Annotated in this window: 22 protein-coding genes and 1 pseudogene; 14 read left to right on the top strand and 9 right to left on the bottom strand. The window is 68.8% G+C overall.

Translation table 11 applies throughout. From position 1 onward, the window contains the following. The first annotated feature begins 102 nt into the window (after positions 1-102). Together ACFYWY_RS34385 and ACFYWY_RS34380 are read left to right on the top strand one after the other, a co-directional pair. Positions 103-864, top strand: coding sequence for a creatininase family protein (locus ACFYWY_RS34385; protein ID WP_389194198.1), 762 nt, complete (start codon positions 103-105; stop codon positions 862-864). A gap of 216 nt (positions 865-1,080) precedes the next feature. Beyond that, a complete protein-coding gene (locus ACFYWY_RS34380; RefSeq protein WP_389194197.1) occupies positions 1,081-2,379 on the top strand; it encodes an MFS transporter in 1,299 nt (432 codons plus the stop codon). 39 nt (positions 2,380-2,418) lie between these two features. Here ACFYWY_RS34380 and ACFYWY_RS34375 read toward each other — a convergent pair whose 3' ends face one another. From ACFYWY_RS34375 to ACFYWY_RS34360, 4 genes are all read right to left on the bottom strand, one after another. Further along, on the bottom strand, positions 2,419-2,787 hold the full coding sequence (locus tag ACFYWY_RS34375; RefSeq protein ID WP_389194194.1) for a hypothetical protein: 369 nt from the start codon (positions 2,785-2,787) through the stop codon (positions 2,419-2,421). A gap of 1,395 nt (positions 2,788-4,182) precedes the next feature. Continuing rightward, on the bottom strand, positions 4,183-4,755 hold the full coding sequence (locus ACFYWY_RS34370) for a sigma-70 family RNA polymerase sigma factor (protein WP_389194191.1): 573 nt from the start codon (positions 4,753-4,755) through the stop codon (positions 4,183-4,185). Positions 4,756-4,961: 206 nt separating this feature from the next. Then, positions 4,962-6,257, bottom strand: a complete 1,296-nt coding sequence (locus tag ACFYWY_RS34365) for an FAD-dependent oxidoreductase (protein ID WP_389194311.1) — start codon at positions 6,255-6,257, stop codon at positions 4,962-4,964. A gap of 189 nt (positions 6,258-6,446) precedes the next feature. Further along, positions 6,447-6,791 (bottom strand): zf-HC2 domain-containing protein, encoded by a 345-nt coding sequence (locus tag ACFYWY_RS34360; protein WP_389194189.1) that lies wholly within the window; start codon positions 6,789-6,791, stop codon positions 6,447-6,449. Positions 6,792-7,322: 531 nt separating this feature from the next. Here ACFYWY_RS34360 and ACFYWY_RS34355 point away from each other — a divergent pair. Then, positions 7,323-8,222, top strand: a complete 900-nt coding sequence (locus ACFYWY_RS34355; RefSeq protein ID WP_389194186.1) for an SGNH/GDSL hydrolase family protein — start codon at positions 7,323-7,325, stop codon at positions 8,220-8,222. Between the two features lie 124 nt (positions 8,223-8,346). On the opposite strand, the gene ACFYWY_RS34350 is transcribed toward ACFYWY_RS34355, so the two are convergent. Then, positions 8,347-8,820 (bottom strand): MarR family winged helix-turn-helix transcriptional regulator, encoded by a 474-nt coding sequence (locus tag ACFYWY_RS34350; RefSeq protein ID WP_389194183.1) that lies wholly within the window; start codon positions 8,818-8,820, stop codon positions 8,347-8,349. Between the two features lie 296 nt (positions 8,821-9,116). On the opposite strand from ACFYWY_RS34350, the gene ACFYWY_RS34345 reads away from it, so the two are divergent. From ACFYWY_RS34345 to ACFYWY_RS34335, 3 genes are all read left to right on the top strand, one after another. Further along, positions 9,117-9,950, top strand: a complete 834-nt coding sequence (locus ACFYWY_RS34345; protein ID WP_389194180.1) for an alpha/beta fold hydrolase — start codon at positions 9,117-9,119, stop codon at positions 9,948-9,950. Positions 9,951-10,011: 61 nt separating this feature from the next. After that, positions 10,012-10,554 (top strand): carboxymuconolactone decarboxylase family protein, encoded by a 543-nt coding sequence (locus ACFYWY_RS34340; protein ID WP_389194177.1) that lies wholly within the window; start codon positions 10,012-10,014, stop codon positions 10,552-10,554. A gap of 200 nt (positions 10,555-10,754) precedes the next feature. Continuing rightward, positions 10,755-11,237: a MarR family winged helix-turn-helix transcriptional regulator gene (locus tag ACFYWY_RS34335; RefSeq protein ID WP_389194174.1), complete on the top strand. Its 483-nt coding sequence runs from the start codon at positions 10,755-10,757 to the stop codon at positions 11,235-11,237. 248 nt (positions 11,238-11,485) lie between these two features. On the opposite strand, the gene ACFYWY_RS34330 is transcribed toward ACFYWY_RS34335, so the two are convergent. Continuing rightward, positions 11,486-12,292 carry a DUF3152 domain-containing protein gene (locus tag ACFYWY_RS34330; RefSeq protein ID WP_389194171.1) on the bottom strand — a complete coding sequence of 269 codons (807 nt, stop codon included), beginning with the start codon at positions 12,290-12,292 and terminating at the stop codon, positions 11,486-11,488. A 346-nt stretch (positions 12,293-12,638) separates the two neighbouring features. Here ACFYWY_RS34330 and ACFYWY_RS34325 point away from each other — a divergent pair, with 346 nt between their 5' ends. The 4 genes from ACFYWY_RS34325 to ACFYWY_RS34310 all read left to right on the top strand — a co-directional run bounded on the left by ACFYWY_RS34325 (position 12,639) and on the right by ACFYWY_RS34310 (position 15,538). Further along, positions 12,639-13,256, top strand: a complete 618-nt coding sequence (locus ACFYWY_RS34325; protein ID WP_389194168.1) for a hypothetical protein — start codon at positions 12,639-12,641, stop codon at positions 13,254-13,256. Between the two features lie 169 nt (positions 13,257-13,425). Continuing rightward, positions 13,426-13,731, top strand: coding sequence for a hypothetical protein (locus ACFYWY_RS34320; RefSeq protein ID WP_389194167.1), 306 nt, complete (start codon positions 13,426-13,428; stop codon positions 13,729-13,731). 80 nt (positions 13,732-13,811) lie between these two features. Beyond that, positions 13,812-14,765: an SCO0930 family lipoprotein gene (locus ACFYWY_RS34315; protein WP_389194164.1), complete on the top strand. Its 954-nt coding sequence runs from the start codon at positions 13,812-13,814 to the stop codon at positions 14,763-14,765. 197 nt (positions 14,766-14,962) lie between these two features. Next, a complete protein-coding gene (locus ACFYWY_RS34310; RefSeq protein WP_389194162.1) occupies positions 14,963-15,538 on the top strand; it encodes an acyl-CoA thioesterase in 576 nt (191 codons plus the stop codon). Here the strand turns inward: ACFYWY_RS34310 and ACFYWY_RS34305 are convergent. Continuing rightward, positions 15,427-17,490 carry an ATP-binding protein gene (locus ACFYWY_RS34305; RefSeq protein ID WP_389194159.1) on the bottom strand — a complete coding sequence of 688 codons (2,064 nt, stop codon included), beginning with the start codon at positions 17,488-17,490 and terminating at the stop codon, positions 15,427-15,429. The two genes, ACFYWY_RS34310 and ACFYWY_RS34305, sit on opposite strands and share 112 nt — an antisense overlap. Before the next feature lie 489 nt (positions 17,491-17,979). On the opposite strand from ACFYWY_RS34305, the gene ACFYWY_RS34300 reads away from it, so the two are divergent. Together ACFYWY_RS34300 and ACFYWY_RS34295 are read left to right on the top strand one after the other, a co-directional pair. Continuing rightward, positions 17,980-19,155, top strand: a complete 1,176-nt coding sequence (locus ACFYWY_RS34300; RefSeq protein ID WP_389194156.1) for a catalase family protein — start codon at positions 17,980-17,982, stop codon at positions 19,153-19,155. A gap of 394 nt (positions 19,156-19,549) precedes the next feature. After that, positions 19,550-20,302, top strand: coding sequence for a GNAT family N-acetyltransferase (locus ACFYWY_RS34295; RefSeq protein WP_389194153.1), 753 nt, complete (start codon positions 19,550-19,552; stop codon positions 20,300-20,302). Positions 20,303-20,588: 286 nt separating this feature from the next. On the opposite strand, the gene ACFYWY_RS34290 is transcribed toward ACFYWY_RS34295, so the two are convergent. Further along, positions 20,589-20,798, bottom strand: coding sequence for a DUF1330 domain-containing protein (locus ACFYWY_RS34290; RefSeq protein WP_389194150.1), 210 nt, complete (start codon positions 20,796-20,798; stop codon positions 20,589-20,591). On the opposite strand from ACFYWY_RS34290, the pseudogene ACFYWY_RS34285 reads away from it, so the two are divergent. Next, positions 20,788-21,063, top strand: a pseudogene (locus tag ACFYWY_RS34285) (cupin domain-containing protein); the annotation flags it as partial. The gene ACFYWY_RS34290 and the pseudogene ACFYWY_RS34285 sit on opposite strands and share 11 nt — an antisense overlap. A gap of 472 nt (positions 21,064-21,535) precedes the next feature. On the opposite strand, the gene ACFYWY_RS34280 reads toward ACFYWY_RS34285, so the two are convergent. After that, entirely contained in the window at positions 21,536-22,555 is a 1,020-nt protein-coding gene (locus tag ACFYWY_RS34280; protein WP_389194147.1) for an NAD(P)/FAD-dependent oxidoreductase, read from the bottom strand. A gap of 398 nt (positions 22,556-22,953) precedes the next feature. Between ACFYWY_RS34280 and ACFYWY_RS34275 the strand changes: the two genes are divergently transcribed. Then, positions 22,954-23,179, top strand: a 226-nt coding sequence (locus ACFYWY_RS34275; RefSeq protein WP_389194144.1) for a hypothetical protein, incomplete at its 3' end; no start/stop codon positions are given.

The following is a 23,179-nucleotide window of genomic DNA, read 5'->3' as shown; positions in this document are numbered from 1 at the left end:
AGGGAGCCGCCTTAGCCTCGCTAAGGCGAAGTGTTGGCTTTAATGGGCTAGGGTGGCCGCGTGCCCGCCTCGGTCTTCCCGTTGACGAAAGGCGTCTGGCTCGTGACTGAGACCCGATGGAACCACTTGACCGCTCCGGAGCTCAGGGCTCTGGCCACCCAGGATGCCGTCGTACTGCTGCCCATCGGATCCACCGAGCAGCATGGGGCGCACCTGCCCACGGGTGTCGATGACTTCCTGGCCGCGGAGGTGTGCCGCAGGGCGGCGAGTGCCGCCGTCGGCCGCGTTCCCGTTGTCGTGGCTCCGTCCATCTGGTGCGGCCTGGCCGAACATCACATGGCCTTCGGCGGCACCATGACCCTGTCGCTGCCAACCCTTCATGCGCTGCTGAGGGACGTGTGCCGGTCCATTCTGCGCGCCGGGTTCCGCCGGATCCTTCTCGTCAACGGTCACGGCGGCAACGTCACCGCCCTGAATGCCCTGGTGAACGAACTGACGGCCGAACTGTCCGCGTCCATTGCCGTCACCAGTTACTTCACGACTGGACGTGAGGTGATCCGGGACACCCTGGAGACGCAGCAGCACCTCATGCACGCCTGCGAGGGGGAGACGTCCATGGCCATGGCGGCGTTTCCGCATCTGGTCCGCGAGGAGATGCTGGACCGGGCGGTGGGTCCGGCCATATCCCTGCAGTCTGATGACGCACGCCCCGTCTACCGATCGATCCCTTTCGGTGCCGTCACCGAGTCCGGCGTCGCCGGTGATGCCCGCACGGCCTCGCAGGCCAAGGGTGAGCGGATGCTGCAGGGGTGTGCCGAGGCGCTCGCGGAGCAGCTCGCCGACATCTGGGTGTGGCAGCCCTGACGGTGCTGCGCCCGGTCGGCGCCGTCGGCCCGCGGCTGGGTCGACGTGTGGTCCGCCCGCCACTCGGCCGTGGATTGCGGTGCTGCCCGGCCGACGGGGCCGGGCGTGGCCGGGCGCCTCCGGCGTTGAGACGCTAAAGCAAACGAATTGCTTTAGTGGCCCATGGGGGCGTACGGTACTTAAAGCAAACCAACTGCTTTAAGTGAGGAGAGTCCCATGAGTAGCGCGTCCACGGGCGCACTGATGGCACGCACCGCCATGGTGAAGCGCCTGCCGTTCGTGCTGGATTCATCGATCCTGATCGCCCTGCTGGCCGCCTCCAGCGCGCCTACCCCCCTTTACCCCGTCTACCAGGACCGCTGGGAACTGTCCGCGCTGTCAGTGACGGTGGTCTTCAGTGCGTACACCCTGGCTCTTCTGGCGGCCCTGCTCACCACCGGAGCTCTGTCGGACCATGTGGGGCGGCGTCCCGTCCTGGTGGGCGCGCTCGCTCTGGAAGTGGCCTCGATGGCAGCGTTCGCCGCTGCCGACGGCATGGGCGCGCTCATCACCGCCCGCATCCTGCAGGGACTCGCCACCGGCGCGGCCACCAGCGCGGCGGGCGCCGCGCTGGTGGATCTCGACGAGCCGGGGCATCTGGGCCGGTCCGCACTGACCAACAGCATCGCGCCCGCGGCCGGCATGGCCGCCGGGGTTCTGACGGCCACGCTGCTCATACGCTACGCACCCGGACCGACCGTCACCGTGTACCTCTCGTTGATGCTCGTGTTCATCGCACAGGCCGTCGCCGTCGCTCTCTCTCCCGAGACAGCCCGCCCTCACTCCGGGGCATGGCGCTCCCTGCGTCCGCGCGTCGCTGTGTCGCCCGCCGCACGCCGGGCCCTCCTGCTCAGCGGCGGAGGCGTCGTCGCCGTGTGGGCGCTGGGCGGTTTCTACTCGTCCCTCGGCCCGGCCTTTGTCCGCCTCGTAGCACCTGACGCTCCACAGGCGGCGGGAGGCATGGTCTTCTTCACCTTGAGTCTGTCCGCGGCTCTCACGGTCTGGGCCACTCGCGCGCTGCGCCCCGTGACCGCCACGCTTTTCGGCACCGCCGCGATCCCGGTCGCCGTCGTACTGTCCTTGGCCGGCCTGCACCTGAAGAGCCTGCCTGCCGTATTCACCGCAGCTGTCCTCGCCGGTGTCGCCTTCGGCGCGGTGTCGCAGGGCTCGCTGCGCATGGTTCTCGCCTCGGTCCCGCGGCCGGGCCGCAGCACGACCCTGGCCGCGTACTACGTGCTCAGCTACGTGGCGATGAGCCTGCCCGCAGTGGGCGCGGGTGTCCTCACTCAGCTGTACGAACTGGGGACAGCGGCCCACCTGTACGCCGCCCTCGTCGCCCTGCTCTCCGCGACGGCGCTGGTCACACTCATCGCAGCGCAGCGCCGCGCCTCGGCACCCACAACCGCGCCGCTCGCGGCAAGCCGCCCGCCCGTCTGTGCGACCGCGACGGCCACGATCCGTCCTTGTGCCATCTGACGGCAGGCACCTGAGGGCAGGGAACATCGGTGCGGGTTCTCAGTGACTGAGGACGGCCGGTGCCAGGTCGCTGGTCTCGCCGTCAGGCTGTTGCCCGGAAGCCTCCGGCGTGCTGGGGCCGCTGCCGGGAGTCCTGATGAGGAGGAAAGCGATGAGGGCGGAGACGGTGAGCATCACAGCGGCCCAGGTGAAGGCTGTTGTGTAGCCGTGGACCATGGCCACGGCCTGTGTGCCGGGGCCCGGCCTACCGTGCGATGCGAGATAGGCGGTCGTCGCTCCGGCCGCGAGAGTGTTGAGCAGCGCGATGCCGATCGCGCCTTCCACTTGCTGGGCGGTGTTGGCCATGGCCGACGCGACGCCGGCGTCCCGGGGTTCGATCCCGTGTTTGGCGAGGCTCATCGCAGGCATGAAGGCCGTTCCCATGCCGAGCCCGGCCAGCAAAGGCGAGGCCGGTGGGCTCCGCCGGCGGCGATGACGGCGAAGGGGACGTTGACATAGAAGGTCCAGCGCCAGTCCAGGTAGTCCGTTCAGGTCCGCCTGCGCGGCCGGCAGGGCGATGTTCACGATCGTCGAATCGAGGACGACCATGAGCTGGGCCAGCGCGATGAAGACGAGTGCTCTCCAGCGCCCAGGATCGGGGCCCCGAAGGGACGGTCCTCGGCGACCGCACGGTTTCGGGCATGACGGTTCCTGTCTGTCGTGTTCTGAAGGGACGATGTTCGAGTCGGCGCCGCGTACGAGGCAGGCGCGGGCGCCCGGTGTCTCCGGCGGGTGTCAGCCGACGTCGTGGCCCAGGCGGTGTGGACGATGGTCCCGGTGAGGGACGAAGAGGCTTCCTTGCCGTTGCTCCGGAAGAAGTCCGGCAGCCATGTGGCGGCCTCTTCCAGGAAGGAGAGGCGGAGTTCGCCCTCGCGCTCCGGATGGGCACCCAGGACGTCCCGGTCGACCACCCCGTTGTGCTGTGTGTTCACGGAGTGTCTGCTTGCCATGGGGGGAAAGGGGGGAGCGCCCGGTCGCGCGAGGCTGTCGTGGTGTGACGAAGCCGGGGACAGGCGTGCACGGTGCGCCGGAACGGTGTGCGCCGACTCCGCGTGCAGACGAGCGGCATCGAGGCAGATCGCGGCGGCCGAAGAGCCCGGCATGGGCAGTTGCGGCCAAGTTCTCCACGGTCATGGGACCACCTCCGCCCCGGAGGCTGCCTCGCCCAGGCTCACCGTGTTCCTCTCGAGGAGTTCGTCGACGCAGGCCGGCGGGGATTCCGGCGCGGCGGAACACCTCGGCCGCGTCGCACCCGGCTGCGGCGGACACATAGTCACCAACGGGGATCCGGCGGCGTCCACGAGGCATTGAGCCACAGGGTGCCGCTCGTCGTAGCGGGGAGCACCGAGGCAAGCCGGACGTCGCGGGCCGTGTCGTCCACGCCCGAGTGGGCGTCAACCTGGACCGGCCGACCGGACGAGAAGCGAATCCGCTCGGCAGCGCGGAATGTGCTGCACTCGTCCGTCCACTGGGACCAAGTCAGGGCCTTGGCCCATGAGTACGGCGGGGTGCGGTCTGGCCCCCTGGCCGCCGAATTGATCGAGCACGTCGTTGCGACAGGGACGACGTACGGACAGCGTCAAGGCCGGCCGGCGTTGGGCATCGGTCGTACGGCTCCCTGTTCCGACGCCGATGGCGGGTCGGCCCACTGAGAACTCCAGCCTTCCTCCGGCCCAGGGCCGCCGACCCATCCTCGACCGTGCCCCCGTCCGCTGCCGAGGCCGCGGTGAAGGTGAGCGCTGCACTGCCGCGGAGGTCGTGGTGTCAGGGCTGGACGACACCGCGTGCGTGGAGGATGTCGCGCAGCGCGCGCAGAGCGTAGTAGCTGCGTGATTTGACGGTTCCGGGAGGGATGCCGAGGGACTTGGCGGCCTGGGCGACGCTGTAGCCGCGGTAATAGGTCAGTGTGAGCACCTCCCGGTGGGTGGGAGCGAGCCGGCTGAGGGCGTCCAGGACGATCTGCGTGGTGAGAATGTTGTCTACGGCGTCGTCGACCGATAGGTCGAGATCGTCGATGGACTGGGATTCCGGAGGCCGGATGCCCCGCGCGCGGTGGTAGTCGATGGCGAGGTTGCGCACCACGGTGAACAGCCAGGGACGGATGGAGACCGGGTCCGGAGTGTCGGAGGCGAAGTGTTTCCACGCACGAGCCGTGGCTTCCTGCAACAGGTCCTCGGCCTTGTGCCAGTCACCGCGCAGCAAGCGGGCTGCGTAGCGCAACAGCGGGGTGGCGTGGTGGTGGTAGACGGCACGTACGAACTCCTCGCATCCATCGGACTGCAGGGAAGTGGCCCTGGCACCGGGTATCGATGCTTCGGCTTCCGAAGTCCGCCTCATGTTCTGACACCCTTTGCTCATCAGTGGTCTAGTTCTGTGGCATGCCCCGTTCCTGCGGTGTGCAGGAGGTATCAGGCTTCTTCACCGGCCCGTTCAGACCGCGCCTGCCAGGCTCTTGGTCGCGAACCGGGCTTCGTGAGCGGACCGCCGGGACCGAGGTCACGGTCGGCGCTCCGGCACTGCGGATCAGGGCGGCGGTCGCTCACTCATACGCTGGTGCTCGTGCGTGCGAGAATCTCCACAAGTTCGGCGCGGCACGGGCCCGTCAGGGCGGAGGACACGGCATCGGCCTCCACCGTGGAGAACCGGGCCAGCAGATCGCGGGCAAGACCGGCCGGTCTCGTGCCCAGTCCGGCCAGTGCCTCAGAGGCAGCGGCCTCAGAGGGAAGACTCCCCGAGGAACCGCCCTCTCGCGCCTGGAGCTGTTCCTCCCAGTCGGTGATCCGTTGGTGGAGCGGTGCCAGCACGCCCTCGGTGAGGCGGTCGAACCGCACGACGACCTCCTCGGGCCTGCCCTGGCGCACGGCATCCCTCAGCAGGACGGCATGCAGCAGTCCCATCGACGGTCCCAGACCGAGCAGGGGATTGGCCGCCGCCCACGCGTCGCCGACAGTTACCGATCCCGTCGCCACCGGTCGGCCACCGAGGACGAACCGCCGGTAGCAGCTCTCCAGACGTGAGGTGACCCAGACACCGGGAAGAGGCTTTCCGCTGAGGCGGGGCAGCAGCGGCTCGTAGAGTTCGGCTGCCCGGCTCCACGCGGACGGCCCGGAGAGAGGGTACAACTCAAGATCATCGTCGCTGATGGACAGTGTCATCGACCAGAGTCCCCGGCCTGCTGACAGCAGGGCGACGGAAACGCTGTCGAAGTGGCGAACGGACCATATTGCATGATTGGTGCAGGTCTCCGGCGAAGCGAAATGGCGCGTGTACAGTCGGAAGCCGGTGTCCTGGCGTTCTTCCAGCGGTCGGGGAGCACCTAGCTCGCTGAGCCACTTGACCATCTGTGAGCCACGGCCGGCCGCGTCGACAACCAGATCGGCGAGAACGGCCTGACCCGTGTCTGTCAGGACTCCTTGGATGTGCGGCCTGCCGGGGAGACGTTCCGTGCCGGTCAGCAGTGAGGCGACACCGACTCCGCGTTCGATTCTGATGCCGTCGGTCCGCGACAACTCCTCGCTCAAGGCAGAGGAGATGACCGTGCGCTGCGCGACAAGGTCCGTTCCACCTTCGACAAAGGTGCCCACCGAGGCCAATCTCCGAGCGACATCGGGCAGTTCGCGGGACACCAAGCGCATGGCGCCGGATAGCAGCAGAAGAGGTGGCTCCTCAGTCGCGCGCAGCCGGTCGGACGCCGTGGAGGTCTGCCCGACGGTACCTGAATCCGCCGATGGGGGAAGGACAGGCCGCTGGTCGAGGACCGTCACCTGATGTCCCTCTGCCGCCAGCAGCAGGGCGACCACCGCACCCACGGGACCCGCCCCGCACACCACAACATGCATCACATCCGCCCTCCGCCGTACCAACGACATGAGCATGTCCGCCCCGGCTGCTCACTTCCCAGACCGGTTTCCTGCTCAATGTGTCTCGACGAGCGCAAAGTTGCGGGTCGGGGGAGCGTCGGCTGCATGCCACCGTGGTACGGAAGGAGCTCACTGCCTTCGGCGGCCGGCAGTCAGGTGACGCCCTGATCAGCCAGAGATCGTGTGCGAGCTTCCTGGGTATCCGCCAGGAGGCACAGAGCGGCATTGGCCCTGTGGTTGTGGGGACCGGCTGCTCGGCCCGTGGGCGTCATCCCGATCCGCCTCTGCACCGCGCGCGAGCTCGACGGCCCGCGCGGGGTCGGGAGTGGGCACTCCGTCCAGCTCGTACGGCATCACCGTGTCGAGCAGCGGGAGCAGGCCGAGAAGCTCTTCCCGCTCGGAACGGCACGACGGGCACTGGTCCAGGTGCGTCCCCAGGCTGTCATGCTCCGACCCCTCGAGAATGCCGAGCACCTGCGCAGCGAGGGAGGTACGGGCGTGCTCGCATTCCACAGGTCCCTCCGAAACAGATCGGTCCAGCCGTAGCCACGGCCGGTATGGCCGCTTTCTGCTGTGGGTGGCGCCAGAGTTCCTCCCACTGTACGGGCTGGGCGTGCGGCATCGTCCCGGGACGCGGATGGAATCGTTGCCCCGCCCCGGCTTCCTGCGCACGCGAGAACCGTCCCGGCGGGCGTACGGGCCTCCCTTCGCCAAGATGGTGTTACAGAGGCCGTTCACGTCGATGGGTCGGCGGTCGGACACCCGCGCGGGCGGCGTCCCCGTGATGGTCCACGGTTGAACGGCAGTTCGGGTTCACCGGGCCGTGTCCGCGGACTGTTCGACCTCTTGATTCGTACGGCTCAGCAAGCACGGCGGGCCGCGTCCCCCTCTCATGGCACCGGCGCCTGGGTGAGAGGAGTGAACCGTGACCGGCTCCGGAGCGTACGGGCAATGAGGGCCACGAGGGGCGAACCGCGTTTTCGCACGGCGGAATGCCCCGGGGCCTGGACGACCCACTCGTCATCCACTGCTGATAGAGGCTCAATGACTCGTTTCTCACGCCGCACCACCCTGGCCCGACGCACGGCGATGACGGCTGCCTTGGCTGCCGCTTCGGCGTCCCTCGTGTCAGCGGGAGCAGGATCCGCACTCGGAGCGGGCGGCTCCGGCCAGAACTCCGTTTCCCGCTACGTAGCCCTGGGGGATTCCTACGCCTCGGGCGCCGGTCTGGCCCAGCGGACCGACGCGGCCTGCCAGAAATCATCCCTCGGCTACCCGTCCCTCCTCGCCAAGGCCTACAAGTCGGCCAAGTTCAAGAACGTCACATGCAGCGGCGCGACCACGCGTTCGCTGTGGAACAAGCAGGGCACGGCGGCTCCCCAGCTCAACGCCCTGACCAAGGACACCGACCTGATCACCGTCTCACTGGGCGGCAACGATCTACGCTTCGCGGACGTTCTTCGTCAGTGCGTGATAGCCGGGCTGGCCGACCGTCAGGGCAGCCCGTGCCGCGATCAGCTCAACGCCGGGGGTGCGGACCAGCTTGCTCAGCGCATGGCCAAGCTGGCTCCTCGCATCGGTTCTATGCTCGTCGACATCGACAGGCGCAGTCCCAACGCCCGCGTCGTCGTGGTCGGTTACCCGGCGCTGTTCCCCTCCAAGGGGGATTCCTGCGGCTCGTCCGTGCCCCTGGCCAAGGGAGATGTGACCTACCTCGACAGTACGACGAAGAAGCTCAACGCGATGCTTGCCCAGCAGGCGCGCAAGGGCGGCGCCGTCTACGTCGACACTTACACGGTGTCGACGGGACAGGACATGTGCCAGCCTGAGGGCACCCGCTGGACCAATCCCCTTCTGCCGGTGACGGAGGGTTCCGCCCATCCCAACTTCTTGGGGCACCTCTTCATGGGGAACCGGGTCTTCGAAGCCCTCAAGAAGGCGTAGCCCTTCGGGACTTCAAACGTCGTTGGCGTGAAGATCCTCTCAGGTCGGCCGTCGTGGACAGACGGCCGACCTGGTCGAGCCGTCCGCGAAGATCCTCGCTGCCCGCATACGTGCCGGCCCGGGTCTACCCCGACCATGTCCCCACGCGCAGGCGCCCGGTCAGTTCGTGCAGGGAGCGGACAAGGGCGTCGTACTGCTCCGGTGAGTAGCGCAGTGCCTCCCGGGCCGACTCCGCGATGCCACGCGCTCGATCTCGCAGGGCGTTACCCGTTTCCGTGCTGCACACCTCTACCTGGCGTCCATCGCTGCGACTGCGCTGTCTGTCAACCATTCCCGCGTCCCCGAGGCGCTTCAGAAGAGGGGAGAGTGTGCCGGAGTCCAGACTGAGCGCCTCGCCCAGATCCTTGACGGTGACCGACCCCCGGTCCCAGAGCACCAGCATGACCAAGTACTGCGGATACGTGAGTCCGAGCTCGGCCAGGAGCGGACGATAGTGGTTGGCTGATGCCCGCGCCGCCACGTACAGGGCGAAGCTGGGGTCGCCCTGGAGCAGCGCACTCGCGGCCTCATGGGCCACTGGTGGCTGGATCAGTGCCATAGGCGTTCCTCACTTTGCCGCTGCCCCACGGCCACGGGTCTGAATGTTTCTACGCCACGGAGCATGTATCGGTTCAGCACCGTGCTTCGACTTCACCTCGTGCCGGCTCATGCCGGCGATCCGATGAGCAACAAGTCGTCGTGCTGCGTATCGCAGCCGGACCTCGGGGGGCGGCGGAGATACCTTGTGCACGAGAGGCTTGTGCTCGATTTACTCGTGTGCAAGTATATGACTCGTGAGCCGGTCACACCGGGTCACTCATTTCGACGCACGGTCAACCGCTCAAGGAGACAGTCATGAACACTTCCCGCAAGCTCGGCCGTGGTGCTGCCATCGGCGCGACGGTCACCCTTCTGACCTCTGCTCTCGCCGCTACCGCACTCGCCAGTGGCGGCACGCCCCACCACACCGCCACCGCCAAGCCGACCGTGGTGCTCGTCCACGGGGCGTTCGCCGACTCCTCCAGCTGGAACGGTGTCATCAAGCGCCTGCAGCGGGACGGTTATCCCGTCGTGGCCCCTGCCAACCCCCTCCGGGGCCTGGCGAGCGATGCGGCCTACCTCAAGAGCGTGCTCAAGAGCGTCAAGGGGCCGATCGTCCTGGCCGGCCACTCGTACGGCGGCTCGGTCATCAGTCAGGCGGCCGCCGATGTCGACCAGGTGAAGGCCCTCGTCTACATCGCAGGTTTCATCCCCGACGTCGGCGAGAACGCCCTTGAACTTTCGGGCAAGTTCCCGGGAAGCACGCTGGGTGAGACCCTCAACCCGGTTACCTTCCCGCTCGCCGACGGCACGACCGGAACCGACCTCTACATCAAGCAGGACAAGTACCGCGCACAGTTCGCCGCCGACGTCCCCGCCTCCGACGCCGCGGTCTTCGCTGCCACCCAGCGTCCGGTGGCCACCGCCGCCCTCGAAGAGCGCGCCACCAAGGCGGCATGGAAGAGCATTCCCTCCTACGCCCTGCTCGCCAAGAGCGACAAGAACATTCCGGTCGCGGCCGAACGCTGGATGGCCGAGCGCGCGGGCGCACGCACCGTTCAGGTCGACGCCTCCCACGCGGTCACGGTGTCCCGCCCCGGTGCCGTGACCGACCTCATCCAGTCCGCCGCCCGCACCGTTCGCAACTGAGGCCGGCCCAGGCCACGCGTAACCCCTCGAAACCACCTACTCACGAATGAGGAAGCTCCCGATGCCCCGACTGCCCTTGATCCAGCCCGATGGTGCGACCGGTGCCGCGGCTGAACTGCTGAACGGTGTCCAGAAGACACTCGGCGCCACTCCCAACATGATGAAGGCGATGGCGAACAGTCCGGCGGCGCTGAAGGCGTACCTGGCGTTCTCGGAGGCTCTGGCCGGCGGCGCACTGCGCCAGGCGGACAGGGAGCGGATCGCTCTGTTCGTGGCGCAGGAGAACGCGTGCGACTACTGCCTCTCCGCTCACACCTTCCTGGCCACCAAGGTGGCCGGCCTCGATGAGAGCGAGGCCGGCAAGGCGCGGCGCGGCGATGCTTCCGACGAACGGGCCAAGGCCGTGCTCGTGTTCACGGCATCCGTGCTCCGCGGTCGCGGTGAGGTCACGGACACCGACGTCGACAAGGCCCGCGAAGCCGGGATGGGGGAGGCGGAGATAGCGGAAATCGTCGCGCACATCGCCCTGAACGCCTTCACCAACTACTTCAACAAGGTGGCCGGGACTGCCGTGGACTGGCCCCTCGTCCGGCACGATCACTGACGCGGCTCGTTGGACGGCAGGGTAAGGAGTCCGCAGGCGGGGGCAGCAGCTCCCGTCGGGCTCCTGCCCCGTCGTACTCCGCCCCCGTCGTGCTCCGGCCTCACTCCCGCGGATAAGACTCGCGTACGATTTAATCGTGCGTTATAGCATTACCGCGGTGTGCCCGCTGCCCAGTGGCGAGCCGATCAGGGAGTCGCTGTATGAGAGACGAACCGTCGGCGGTACCGGCCAAGCCAGGTTCCGCCACCCTCCTGAACGATCAGTTCTGCTTCACCGTCTATGCGGCCTCACGGGCCGTAACCGGGGCATACCGTCCGCTGCTGGAGGGGGCAGGGCTCACCTACCCCCAGTATCTGGTCATGCTGGCACTGTGGCGCAACCGATCCGCTGCCGTGAAAGACCTCGTGTCGGCCTTGCAGCTCGACTACGGGACGGTCACCCCGCTCATCAAACGGCTTGAAGCGAACGGCCTGATCAAGCGGCAACGACGAGCCGACGACGAACGGATTGTCGAAGTCGTCCTCACTCCTCAGGGTTACGCGATGCGCGAGGACCTCAGCACCGTACCCAACAGCATCGGTGCCGCCATGGGCCTGACGGACGAAGAGTTCGCAACCGCCCAGGGACTGTTGCGCAAGCTGACGGACAACATCACAGGTTCTTCCGGGCTGGGGGGCAATTGAGGACGGGAGCGTGCCGGCGTGGCGAGGCCGGGCTTCGCCGCAACGCACGCGGCGTCTCGAAGAGCCCATAGCGCCGCAGTACCCCCGCGCGCCGGATGGGTCCGGTCACCCGGCCGACGGCGAGATCAGTGACGTCGCATCGTCGTCCTCGGCCACTGAGTTCCGTACCGGCCATGGAGCGATCCGTGCCCGGGCCGCCGCGAACAGCACGCAGACCCACGGAGTGCCGACTGCCGCGAGCCCGCGGCTCAGTCGACCGGTGGCCCCTTGATGTACTTGCCTTGGCGGTCGTAGGGCCATGCGTTGGACTTACAGCCCTTGAGGCCCTTGATCTGCTGCATCATCGCGGGAGCGAGCCTCCCCGGGCCCGGGCAGCTCTCGTGCCCGTGTCCCAGGCGGTGCCCGACCTCATGGTTGATGATCAGGGCACGGTATTCCTCGATGGGGCCGTCGAACTGCGGTGATCCGAGCTGCCACCGCCTGAGGTTGACGACCACCGTCGAGCCCACGGTGCAGTTGACCTTGCCCTGGGTGTCCAGACCGGCGGCGCCGCAGATGGCGTCGACGGTCGAGGGGGTGGCTATCTTGACAGTGAAGTCCACGTGTCCCGACGCGACCAGCTGGAAGGCCTCCCCCTCGGCTGTCCATCCGCGTGGATCCTCGAGGATCGCGTTCACCTCGCGGGCGGTCTTTGACAGTGACAAGTCCAGGGAGTCCTCGATCTGGACCCGGAACCGGCGGGGGGTGCCGTTTCCGACGGGCCCGAGGGTGTCACGCGCGGTGACGAACTCCCCGGACCCGGTGGCCGGGATCGACGGGCCGGCCGACGCGCTCGGCTCGTTCGGCTCGGGCTGCTCCTCCGACCATGCGGGCGTCTCCCGCGCTCCGGCAGCCACAGCGCCCGTGTGCGGTTCCGGCAGGCAGCCGTAGATCAGTGCGGCGACCCCCACCACAGAGGCGAGCAGTACGGCTGTCCTCCTGTGACGGAGCCGGGCCGCCGTCCTCCTGCGACGGGGCCGGGCCGCGGCTCGGTGGCGCGACTTCGTACGGGACACGGGTCTCCTTCAGTCGTGGATGGTGGCTCCACGCCCTGGCTGTCGATTACTCAGCGTTGCAACGTCGCGAATGCGTAGTCGGTTCAACCACCTGTCGGAGGGGGGTCCGCAGGGCCGCAGTCGACGGGGAAGAGAGTGTGAGCCAGCGTGGGTTGGCCGGACAGAGCCTGGAGCGCCTCGGCCGCCCTGGGATCCGCCGTTGGCCGAGCATCTCCGGGGCTGCCTGGACTGCCACACCGGCCGGACGCCGACGCCGGGGTCACTGGCTGCCGGCTGGTGATGAGTTGGTGTGGGTCCTTATACGCCGCTCACCAATTCTTTACATCTGTCCGATAGCTTCGTCGGCGTGATCGATTCGACGACTGGACGCTCTTCTACGCCTGCCGTACTCCGGCGGTCCGCTGCAATGTGCGCTGCTGCCCTGACTGTTGCCACCGTCCTTACCGCCTGCGGTGGCTCAAGTGGCTCTGAAGGGGGCAAAGAGAAAGAGGTTGCCTCTCTGGAAGAGGGAGCGAAGAAGGGCCCCGGAACCGCGAAGACCGCTGATCCTGAGGAGGGTCGGCCGCGTCTTCGCCTCGACAGCACAGAGGCTGAATGGACGCAGCTCTACAATGCCTACTACTCGTGCCTCAAGACCAATGGCGGCAAAGTGGAGGAGGTCACGGGACCCAAGTCGGGCGGTACGTTCACCCTTGACGCCGACCTGGAAAAGCAGCCGCCGACAGCGCTCAAGGCGTGCGAGAAGAAAGAGCCCGTCACCCCACCGGAGCGGGATCCGAACAAGAACCCCGACTACGCGGACGTCGAACTGGCCTGGGTCAAGTGCATCAATGACAGGGGGCTGAAGGTCAATGCCACTTCTGACGGCTGGACCTACGACCGTAGCGTCTCAGAGGACGAAAAGAGTTCCCCGCAGAACGAGAAGATCGTAAGGGACTGTGAGATTGAGGCGTTCAAGGACTGACTCGTTGCGGATGAGAAAGTACTTCTCGGTCCGGAATGCCGAGTGAGGCGAACGCCCTGATCCCAGTCGAACAAGGCACGCCCATTTCCTGTGGTCTGTATCGCCGGGCCGACTGCCGCCCCGCCATGGCCACGGCAGGCCCGCGAGGCGGGGCGGCGACGGTACGGCTGTGAGTCGCCGCCACGCTCAGGCCGAGCTGACGCGGCACACCGTGCCGCTCGCGCGGCCCCCTTCGATGCGGGAGTTGCCCGGCGGCCGTCCGCCCTGGTCGCGACCGGTGGCGGCATCCTCGCCCCTGCCGTCACCCGGCATCCGACTCGGCGTCGCGACCGGCACGGTCAGGTCCCACGTCAGCGCGCTGCTGGGCGGGCCGGCGCTTCGCGGCCGGGTGCAGGCGACCATCCCGGCCTACGAGACCGGACTGATCCGGCCCCACGGCGCCGTACGGGAAGTGACCGACCCCGACATGCGGTGAACCTCCTTCCGTTGCCCCTCGTAGGGAGATCCGGGCAGCGCCGCCGGGCGCTGCGGAACAGCGAGGGAAGGCTGGTTGCCATGGTGAGCTGGCGTACCGGAGCGGTCGCGTTGACGGCCGTCGCGATCGTGTTCACGTCGGCGTGTGGCGGCTCCGAAGGCGGGCAAGCCGTCGGCAGGGCGAAAGAGACCGTCGCCGTGAACCCGGAAGACCTGGCAGGGAACGTCCCCGGCCTCGACGCCCCGGCAGGGCAACTCACGCTGGCTAATGACCCCAATCTGGGGCCGATCGTGACGGACGCCACAGGATTCACCCTGTACCGCTTCACGAACGACAGCGCACGGCCTTCCGCGTCCGCCTGTGTGGGCGACTGCGCCAAGCTGTGGCCGCCCGTCCCCGCCGCCGGAGTGACGGTGCCGGCCGGGCTGGAGGCGGGCCTGCTGGGCTCGTTGAAGCGACCCGACGGCATCGACCAGCTGACCGTGGCAGGCATTCCTGTCTACCGTTATGCCAAGGACACGAAGCCGGGACAGGTCAACGGCCAGGGCGTGGGCGGCACCTGGTTCGCCACGCTCCCCGAGGAGGGCGTGCCCGGGCTCGAGGGCGTACTGGACGCCATCAGCGGCGGGGGCGCGGGGAACGGCAGCGGAGCGGACGAGAGCGCGGGCAGCGGTGACCTGCCGGGCATGTCCACCGTCAAGCACCCGGAACTGGGCGAGATCCTGGTCGACGGCAAGGGCCGTACCCTGTACCGCTTCACCAAGGACACAGACTGGCCGATGACGACCGCGTGCACCGGCGATTGCCTTCAGAAGTGGAAGCCCGCCGCCCTGATCGACAAGAACGACGTGCGAGGCATCGACCCCAAGCTGGTCATCCCCTTCAAGCGGCCCGACGGAACCAAGCAGCAGACCATCGACTGCTGGCCGCTGTACTGGTTCACCGGCGACAAGAAGCCGGGCGACGTCAACGGCCAGGGCGTGGGCGGCACCTGGTTCGCGGTGGCCCCCGACGGCAAGCTCGTCAAGAAGTGACACCCGGCTGAACGGCGCCCCCGCACCGAGGGGCGTCCCGGCGCGGGCCGGTGCAAGGCGCAGCGCGGGTCAGGCGGCGGCGGGGCCGACCGTGGCAGCAGGTCGGTCGGCGCCGCGCACGTACTGATCAGTGAACCGGTCTGGGAACTGAGCAGCGCCGCCGCCGACCATGACCCCGTACAACCCAGGCGCAGTCGGTGCACATCCACGTCGACGACCTCGACATGCAGGGGATCGTGGGCAACGCGCGCTACCCGCTGATCGTCGAGCGCGCGGTCACGGCCTACTCGACCGAGAGGGGCTGGCACTTCGACCCGGCCCGCTCGCGCTTTCCCGACACGCTCCAGGTGGTGAGGGAGTTCAGGATCGAGTACCACGCGCCGATCGCGGACGTGGGTCCGGTGGGCGTGCACCTCTGGATCGAACGGCTGGGCCGGTCGAGCTACACCTACGGCTTCCGCGTCCTGTCCGAGGACGGGACGGTGCTGCACGCCGACGGCCATCGCGTGCAGGTGCGGCTGGACCCCGAGACCCTGCGTCCCACGCCGCTGAGCGACGAGGCGGTGACCGCCGCGCGACAGCTGATGCCGCAGGCGCGACACACCGGTGCTGGGCCGCCGCCGCGGACCGCGCCGTACGCCCCCCGGAAGCGGTCGCGCTGTCAGGCCGGCTCCCCGCCCCGATCCTTGACCGGCAGCTCGGTGCCCCGGAGTTCGTGGTGCCACAGCAGGTCACTCATCCGCTCGATGGCGGACGTGAGATGCCGCCGGTAGGTGCTGAAGGGCAGTCCCAGACGTTCCGCCGCCGCCTCCTGGGTGGGCGCCCCTGTGAAGTAGGTGGTGGTCACCGCACGATGGCGTTTCTCTCCGCTGCGCTCGTCGAGCAGGCCCTCTGCGCCGGCCGCCAGAATTTCGGACAGGCTGTGCCCGCTGCCGACGACCAGACGGCTGCGGTTGAGTGGATTGCCGGCGAGCAGCGCCGGTTTCCGCAGCGTGCGCAGTGCTTCCCGGACCGCCGCGTCGAACTCCGGCCGTGACAGCACGACCAGCCCCCCCTGCGCCGGCGCCGGCGCAGGGGTCATGGACGCGCCCGACAGCATGGCGGCGCTTTTCTCCTGCAGCCAGGCGTCGGCCGGCTGAGCGCGCCAGTCGTGGCAGAACAGCGCGTAGCTGTGGTCGCCGACCGTGGGCCGTTCGTCGGCGGGCAGCAGGTTGAGGTCGCGCAGATAGTCGTTCCAGGATCCGTTGTCCCGCAGCACGGCGTACGTCCAGGCGAGCTGGTTGGCCCGGACATATTCTCCGGTGGCGCGCCACTGTATGAAAGTCATCGGGGCCGACGGGCGCTGGTACTCCTCGGGGTACACCGAGAAGCGGGCCAGCGCCAGGTGCTCGCCCGGTCTGAGCGGCCCGTTCGCCCGCGCGTGCCGCCAGGCCGCGGCGACCACCGGATCGACGTCCAGACCCTCCGGCTCCTCGATGCGCAGCCAGGCGGAGAACGCGACGACCTCACCGGTCTGGGTCGACCGGTACACGCGGAACGCCTCTGGCCGGCGGTCCAGCCAGAAGGCCGCGACCGCCGCGGACTCCTCGCCCTCGGCCTTGCGTGTCAGCTCCAGGACACGCTCGCGCTGGGCCGGACGGTACGGCTGGTCCTCGAACAGGCCCGCCTCGCGCCAGTCGTTGAACTCCGACATGTGGCCGTCACTGCGGTAGAGGTAGGTCAGTGCGCCGGTGGCCCGGAGTATCTGGGACTCGGGCGCGGAGCGGACTCGAGAGAGGAAGTACCGGCGCATCTGCCCGTGCATCGCGGCGAACCCGTCCGGGTCCCGCCACCGCAGGTCCGCCTCCAGTGACTCCCGGACGGCGTCGTGAGGGAAGAGCCCGGCGGCCGACGTCTCTATGTACGGCTGGACGCGCAGCCAGGAGAACAGCTCCGGCGCATCGTCGCCCATGAGAACCCGCAGCAGGGACTCGGAGGTGACGTAGGCATGGGCGCAGATCTCGAGCGCCCGGCGGTGCAGGGGACTCGGCGTGTCCCCGATGAGCTGGGGGAGGAGGAAGGCGAGGGCGTCCTGATCGGGCCGCCAACTGGGTGTCGACGCCTCGTCCTTCACCGCGAGGGCGGCCGCCAGCGCGAGCGCGAGAGGGTTGCCGCCGGTGAACGACAGCAGCGTCGTGTGGACACGGGGCGGCACGCCCCGCGCGGTGAGGAACGCGGCGGCATCCGGTGGCGCCAGGTTTCGCAGGGAAGTGACCTGCAGCAGGCCGTCCCACCCGGGATCGGCGGCCCAACGCAGGTCGGGAGCGCTCCGGCCGGCCACGACCACGACTGCGCCGACGGGCAGCTGCGGCAGGAAGCGTTCCCACAGCCAGCCCTCGAGCCCCTGGCACTTCTCGAAGGTGTCCACGAGCAGCACCACTCCCGGAGCGGTCACATCCGGCCCGGCCGCCTCGGCGAAGCCCTCTGGCGTGGGGATGGCGGTCCGGCCGTCCACCTCGACGACCGTACGGCCCGCCTGGCGGGCCTCCCTGGCGAGCCGGCGCAACAGCATCGACTTGCCGATTCCGCCCGGCCCGTGCAGGTAGTGGATGGGGCACGCTCGAGTCTCGCCCGTCAACGCAGCCTTGAACAGCGAGAGTTCTGCCTGGCGCCCGACGAAGGCGCGATCCCGGCCGGCAGCCAGGCTGTCGTCGATGACGCCTTCGCCCCTGCTCATAAATTCCATGACCTCTCTTCCTTAGCGTGCACGCCGCCCAGGTTACGGCGTACCCCTCAGCGCCGTGGACCTGTCAGGCGCGAGTGCTGTCCGGTGGGTGCCGGCGGCTACGTCCGCCCCGCTGCCGGGGGCGTGTCCCGAGCAGTGTGAACCCGCTGCAACCAGTGGCCGTAACAGTCAATGGAGCAGCGGAGCGGGCCTGGTCAGTGGGCCGCACTGCGGCTCCCCCGGGGGGGAGGCCGGGAACGGCGCATCTCAGCCCGCCTCCAGCCTTGCAGCCCGGGCTGCCCGGCGCTTCGATCCAGTGCTCCGGGCGGACGTTCCTACCCGCGCGCCGCCAGCCGACGGACCAGCGATCCACACCAGCGTCCCAGCCGTACGCGAGGTCCGTCCTGTCGACGCACTACCCCGGCCGCACCTACGCGCCGTATGCCCGTCGCCGATGCGCCGCGACGGACACGCAACGCATCGGTAGAGCCGGAGAACAGGAAGATAGCCATGTCTCTCGTACCCTTCTCCGCCTATCAGCAGAGCCTGCCCCCCGACTACCAAAGGAACGAGAAGCGGCTGGTCGACGACATGGAGGCCTTCATGCGCGGCCGGGTGTACGACGAGGGTGGCCGTGCCCTGCGGGGCGCGCACGCAGAATCGTTCGGCCTGGTGGCGGGCGAACTCGAGGTGCTCGACGGCCTGCCGAAGCAGTACGCCCAGGGGCTCTTCTCCCATCCCCGTACCTACGACGCCGTGGTCCGGTACTCGAACGGTGTCGCGCACATCCGGGCGGACCGGTATCTCGGCCCCATCCTGGGCATGGGCGTCAAGCTCTTCGGCGTTCCAGGACGGTCGCTGCTGAACGGAGAGGACAGCGGAACGCTCGACATCCCGATGGTCAACTCCCCGGTGTTCTTCTCCAACACGGCGCACGACTACGTGACCACCCAACGGCTGTTGGAGGAGCTGCCGGACTCGCTGGCCACCACCGCATCGCGCAACAAGGTCCTGGAGCAACTGCTCACCAGCGGGGGAACGGCAGAACCGGATGACTGGCGGTGGGACGAACTGCTCGCCTTCGTGTCCCTGCTGCGCATCGAGCGGCAGCACCTTTTCCTGTACCGCTACTACAACATCGGCGCCGTCCGCTTCGGGCGCTACATCGCCAGGCTTCGCATGGCTCCCACGACGGACACGGTGTCCTCCGTGGTCCACCGCGGCGTCGACACGGATGCCGAGGACGAGCCGTTCCGCCGGACGCTCGTGGCCGAGACGGCCGAGCGCGCCCACACGTTCACACTGGAGGCCCAGCTGTGCACGAGCCTTTCGACGACGCCGGTGGACAACAGCTCCGTGGCATGGCCAGAGGAACTCTCCCCCTTTCGCGCGGTCGCGCTGCTGCGCATTCCGGCCCAGGATATTTCGGACGAGCGGAATATCGAGGCCGCTGACGCCACCGCGATCAATCCCTGGCGCACGAGGCCGGAGCACGCGCCGCTCGGCGAACTCAACCGCCTCCGCAGGGAGGTCTACCGACGCTCGGCCGAACTGCGGCGCCGTATCAACAAGCAGCCGCGGCACGAGCCCTCCTCACCTGCCGACGCGCTCACCCGGGGGCTGCACGCCCCGGAGCGGCCGCATGGAGCGGAGCCCGGTGGCCGCGAGGCCGGTCAGGAGACCTGAGCGGCTTCCGCAGGCGAGGCCGGGCGCCGTCGTCAGGCTTCGGTGCGTTGAGCCGCAGCACCCGCCCCGGGCCGCCGCGCTGTGGCTGCCCTGCTCGGTGCGCGGGTCGGGTGCGGACCGCGGTGCCCATCTGAACCGTGGGGTGTCCGCCACCGTTGGAGGAGAAGGAAGAGGAGCACCGTCCGTGCGAAGATCCCGGTCATCAGGGCCCGCCCGCAGGACGTGAGGAGCGGCCCACCGTACGGAACAGGGCCCGAGGCGGCCGCCTGCCGCCGAGGGTATCGCTGGTCCCCTCCGACCTCTCCCTGTTGCTGGATCCCCCTCGCGCACTGTGCCGTATCGACTGCCGCGAGGAGCGGGCTGTCACCGAGGTACGGACAACGGAGTGAATGACGTGGGAGACATAGAGTCCCAGCTGGCCAATTGCCGTGACTACTGGTTGGGTTGGGGGCAAGAGGGCAGCCAGGACGAGGGCCTCGCCTACTACCGAAGCGGGTTGCCGCATCCCCAGCTCAACGGGGTGCTGCGCCTACGGCGCAGGGAACAGGCCGGCCTCGCCGTCGAGCACGCCACCGATCGGCTGGACGGGGTTCCGTGGATGTGGTGGGTGGGGCCCGACAGCGCGCCGGGCGTTGCGGACGTGCTCGCCGACCGCGGGGCGGTGAAGGTCGGCGAGATGCCGGTAATGGCCGTCCGGCCGGACAGACTCACCGAACTGGACAGGCCCGCCGGACTCAAGATCGAGACGGTGGACACTGCCGCCGCACTCACCGAGTGGGTGCACGCCTACAGCCCGTCCTTCGGCGTTGCCCCGCACCTTCGGGACGACGCGGTACGGCTCGAGGCCGGACGGACGGACACCGCCCGCGTCGTCCGGCTGACCGGACGGCTCGACGGGGAGGCGGTGGGGACCGCCCTCATGCTGGAGGCACACGGAGTGGCGGGTATCTACGTGGTCACGACCGCCGAGGCCCACCGGCGCCAGGGCATCGGTGCGGCACTGACCGCGGCAGCCCTGCGCGCCGGACAGGAACGCGGACTGCGGGTCGGCACGCTCCAGGCGAGCGCGATGGGGGAACCGGTCTACCGGCGGATGGGATTCGAAACGGTCGCGGAGTATCAGCTGTTCCAGCTGCCGACGCCCTGACCCTTTCCGAGGCCCTGCGGACGGTGCGTGGGTCGGGACTCTCCTGCCGGTCCCGCCGACGCACCCCCAGATGCGTGCGCTGAGCAGGGGCCCGGCTTCGGCTCGGCGGGCGGTTCGGCAGGCCGAGTCCCTGTTCACCTTCTGCTCCATTGATGCTTCGCGGTGCTCAGTTGGCAGACGGTGGTCACCGTCCGCCTGGCTGCGGCGCGTTCACGGCCTCCACCTGGGCCGGCAGGTCTTCAGCCGTGGCCAGGGCACTTGGGGGCGAGGGAACGCGACCGCGGCGTCAGGTGTTTTCGCCGACGACCACCTTCACCGTGGAGTACCTGCGGCGGAGCTCCTTCAACGGCTGGTACTCCGGGGAGTCCCAGAACTCCTGGAGTGCGGCCTTGGATGCGAACTGGTGGACGACCAGGGACTTGGGGTGCCAGTCGCCTTCGAGCACCAGGGCGTTGTCGTCGAAGACGAGGTTGTGTCCCAGAACGATGCACGGCATGAGCGACAGCCCGGACCGGGCGGCGGCGGACCTGCCAGCGCAGCCGCAACCAGAGGGGGTATACGGCCTCTCCGGCGGCGTGGACAACGAGCTGAACGGCAACCTCAACGACGAGCCGGCTCCCGATGACACGCTCCTGCTGTGCGGCGCGTACCGGCTGGACCGCGGTCAGGCGCACCCGTTCCTGCGTGCGCTTCCCGAGGTCGTCCACGTTCCCGCCCGGCCCGGCCGCCATCCGGCCCTGCGCGCCGCGGTCGACCTGCTGGCCACCGAACTGACGGATCCCCGGCAAGGAGCGGACGTCACGCTGCCCGCCCTGCTGGACCAACGTAGGACCCACCGCCGGACGGGGTAGGCCTGCACCCCCTGCCGATACGACAGCACCGCCACAGCCAGCAGCATCACCGCCGCAGCCACCCACGGCGCCGCAGGTACGCCAGCCCGCCCAGCGTCAGCACGAACAGGATCTCCTGCGTCGAAGACGCCACCGACGACGGTTACGCGGGGCTACTTGTCCCCTCGCCGTAGCTATACGAAAGCTGGCCGAAAAGTGTGGTGACAGCCGTCTGCGTCACGGGTCAAACAGGGCCGCGTAGCTACCCATGGCGTCCAACCTGCTACGCGGCCCTGCATTCGCTTCCACGTCCCTACGAGGCGGACGGTTCACGGCGGCCGACGCGCGATTCCGCCCGGCTCTTCGCGCGGTCGCCTCACGGAGCCTGGGCGGGGAGTTCCCCCTAGGCCTCTGCCGTGCCGCCCTCGTCCCGGGTGCGTGCTGCGGCCTGTTCGAGGTCGCCGAAGAGCAGCTCCGCGTTGATGGTGACGCCGGCCCGGTACCCCGCGCTCGCGGCATTGATCACCTGCTCCGTGGGTCCGGCGGCGTTCCCGACGGCCCAGACGCCGGGCACGCTCGTACGGCCTGTCGCGTCCACCTGGGGGTAAGGGCCCACCGGGGTCTCCGTCGTCTGCGCACCGAGCGCACGGAGCAGGGAGTCCCGCGCCACGGGGAGGCCTCCCGCGAACAGAACGGGCCGCAGGAGAACGGCGCCGCTCGCGAGCCGGATCCCGGTCAGCCGGTCGTCCTCGACTTCAAGAGCAGCTATCTCGCCCTCCACCACGGTGACGCCCGCCGCCGCCAGCTGCTGCCACTCGGCCTCCGGCAGTTCCTGGACCGTGTGCAGGAAGAGCGTCACGTCCTTCGACCACTGGGTGAGCAGAAGAGCCTGGTGAGCCCCGAGAACCGGCGAAGCCAGCACTGCGAGGGGCTGATCCCTCACCTCCCAGCCGTGGCAGTAGGGACAGTGCAGGACATCACGGCCCCAGCGCTCGGCAATGCCGGGGATGTCCGGGAGCTCGTCGACCAGGCCGGTGGCCACCACGACCCGGCGCGCGTGCACCGTACCGCCGTTCGCCAGCGCGACGTCGAACTCCCCGTCCCCGTCAGGCAGTACTGCCATCACCTCGTCATGGACAAGCCGAACGCCGTACGCCTCCACCTCCCGCCGCCCCTCGGCGAGAAACTGAGCGGGAGGCATCCCGTCCCGTGTCAGGTACCCCTGCATGTACGCGGCCGGCGCGTTGCGGGGCTCACCGGCGTCCACCACGAGGACGCTGCGCCGTGCGCGGCCGAGAACCAGTGCCGCGCTCAGGCCTGCAGCCCCACCACCGACGATGACCACGTCGTAGGCGCTGTGCCCGGACGATGCGTCCGCCGCATCGAGGGCTCCGGTCACATTGTTCTCACCGTTGCGGGTCATGGTGACCACCTCCTCGATCACGGTCGCACCACGTGACTTCCGTCGGCAAACAAAATTGCCAGTCCTGCAAATGCATGCATGGAGGACCACGAACTCTCGGCGTCGGGCGGGCGTGACGGAACGGGGCGGAGGAAGGAACGGATGCCGACTGGTCGGTCCGCCCGTTCCTGCTGCCGACCGCCGGGCGCATACCCGCCGGCGAAGCCGGACTGGGCGACCCGTCCGCACCCGGCGGCTCGGGCCGACCCCGCATCTACGGGCCCCGCGTCGCCGTGGTGACCCCGGCCACCAGCGCGCGGCGGTGGGAACTCCTACCGACCCGGACATCCGGCGGTATCGCATGGACATCTGATGATTCGTCACGCCTCGCTCTGCGTCGGGACTGACGACGAGCCCGCGTGCCGGCGAAGAACTACCCAAGGCTCTTCATCCACACGCGGATGTCCTGGCAGGCGACGCGGAACGCCGGCGCCTTCGGACTCCGTGTTGTGGGGGGTACGGAGTCCGAGGGTGTGGTGGTGGGGTTGTGGGTGGGTTGTTACTTGGTGAGGAAGGTGAGGAGGGCGTTGTTGACTTCTTGGGCGTGGGTCCATAGGAGGCCGTGGGGGGCTCCTTCGATGACGG

Source organism: Streptomyces sp. NPDC002870, assembly GCF_042888505.1.
In the GTDB taxonomy this organism is placed as follows: Bacteria; Actinomycetota; Actinomycetes; order Streptomycetales; family Streptomycetaceae; genus Streptomyces.
Note: the sequence above shows the minus strand (reverse complement) of the source record. Positions and strands in the feature narration are given on the sequence as shown.

Coding starts and splice junctions, on each gene's coding strand:
- ACFYWY_RS34345 (WP_389194180.1), top strand. CDS start 9,117: ATGAACACTTCCCGCAAGCTCGGCCGTGGTGCTGCCATCGGCGCGACG.
- ACFYWY_RS34350 (WP_389194183.1), bottom strand. CDS start 8,820: ATGGCACTGATCCAGCCACCAGTGGCCCATGAGGCCGCGAGTGCGCTG.
- ACFYWY_RS34370 (WP_389194191.1), bottom strand. CDS start 4,755: ATGAGGCGGACTTCGGAAGCCGAAGCATCGATACCCGGTGCCAGGGCC.
- ACFYWY_RS34380 (WP_389194197.1), top strand. CDS start 1,081: ATGAGTAGCGCGTCCACGGGCGCACTGATGGCACGCACCGCCATGGTG.
- ACFYWY_RS34280 (WP_389194147.1), bottom strand. CDS start 22,555: ATGACCCGCAACGGTGAGAACAATGTGACCGGAGCCCTCGATGCGGCG.
- ACFYWY_RS34335 (WP_389194174.1), top strand. CDS start 10,755: ATGAGAGACGAACCGTCGGCGGTACCGGCCAAGCCAGGTTCCGCCACC.
- ACFYWY_RS34355 (WP_389194186.1), top strand. CDS start 7,323: ATGACTCGTTTCTCACGCCGCACCACCCTGGCCCGACGCACGGCGATG.
- ACFYWY_RS34290 (WP_389194150.1), bottom strand. CDS start 20,798: ATGCCGTGCATCGTTCTGGGACACAACCTCGTCTTCGACGACAACGCC.
- ACFYWY_RS34315 (WP_389194164.1), top strand. CDS start 13,812: ATGGTGAGCTGGCGTACCGGAGCGGTCGCGTTGACGGCCGTCGCGATC.
- ACFYWY_RS34365 (WP_389194311.1), bottom strand. CDS start 6,257: ATGCATGTTGTGGTGTGCGGGGCGGGTCCCGTGGGTGCGGTGGTCGCC.
- ACFYWY_RS34300 (WP_389194156.1), top strand. CDS start 17,980: ATGTCTCTCGTACCCTTCTCCGCCTATCAGCAGAGCCTGCCCCCCGAC.
- ACFYWY_RS34340 (WP_389194177.1), top strand. CDS start 10,012: ATGCCCCGACTGCCCTTGATCCAGCCCGATGGTGCGACCGGTGCCGCG.
- ACFYWY_RS34305 (WP_389194159.1), bottom strand. CDS start 17,490: ATGGAATTTATGAGCAGGGGCGAAGGCGTCATCGACGACAGCCTGGCT.
- ACFYWY_RS34375 (WP_389194194.1), bottom strand. CDS start 2,787: ATGCCTGCGATGAGCCTCGCCAAACACGGGATCGAACCCCGGGACGCC.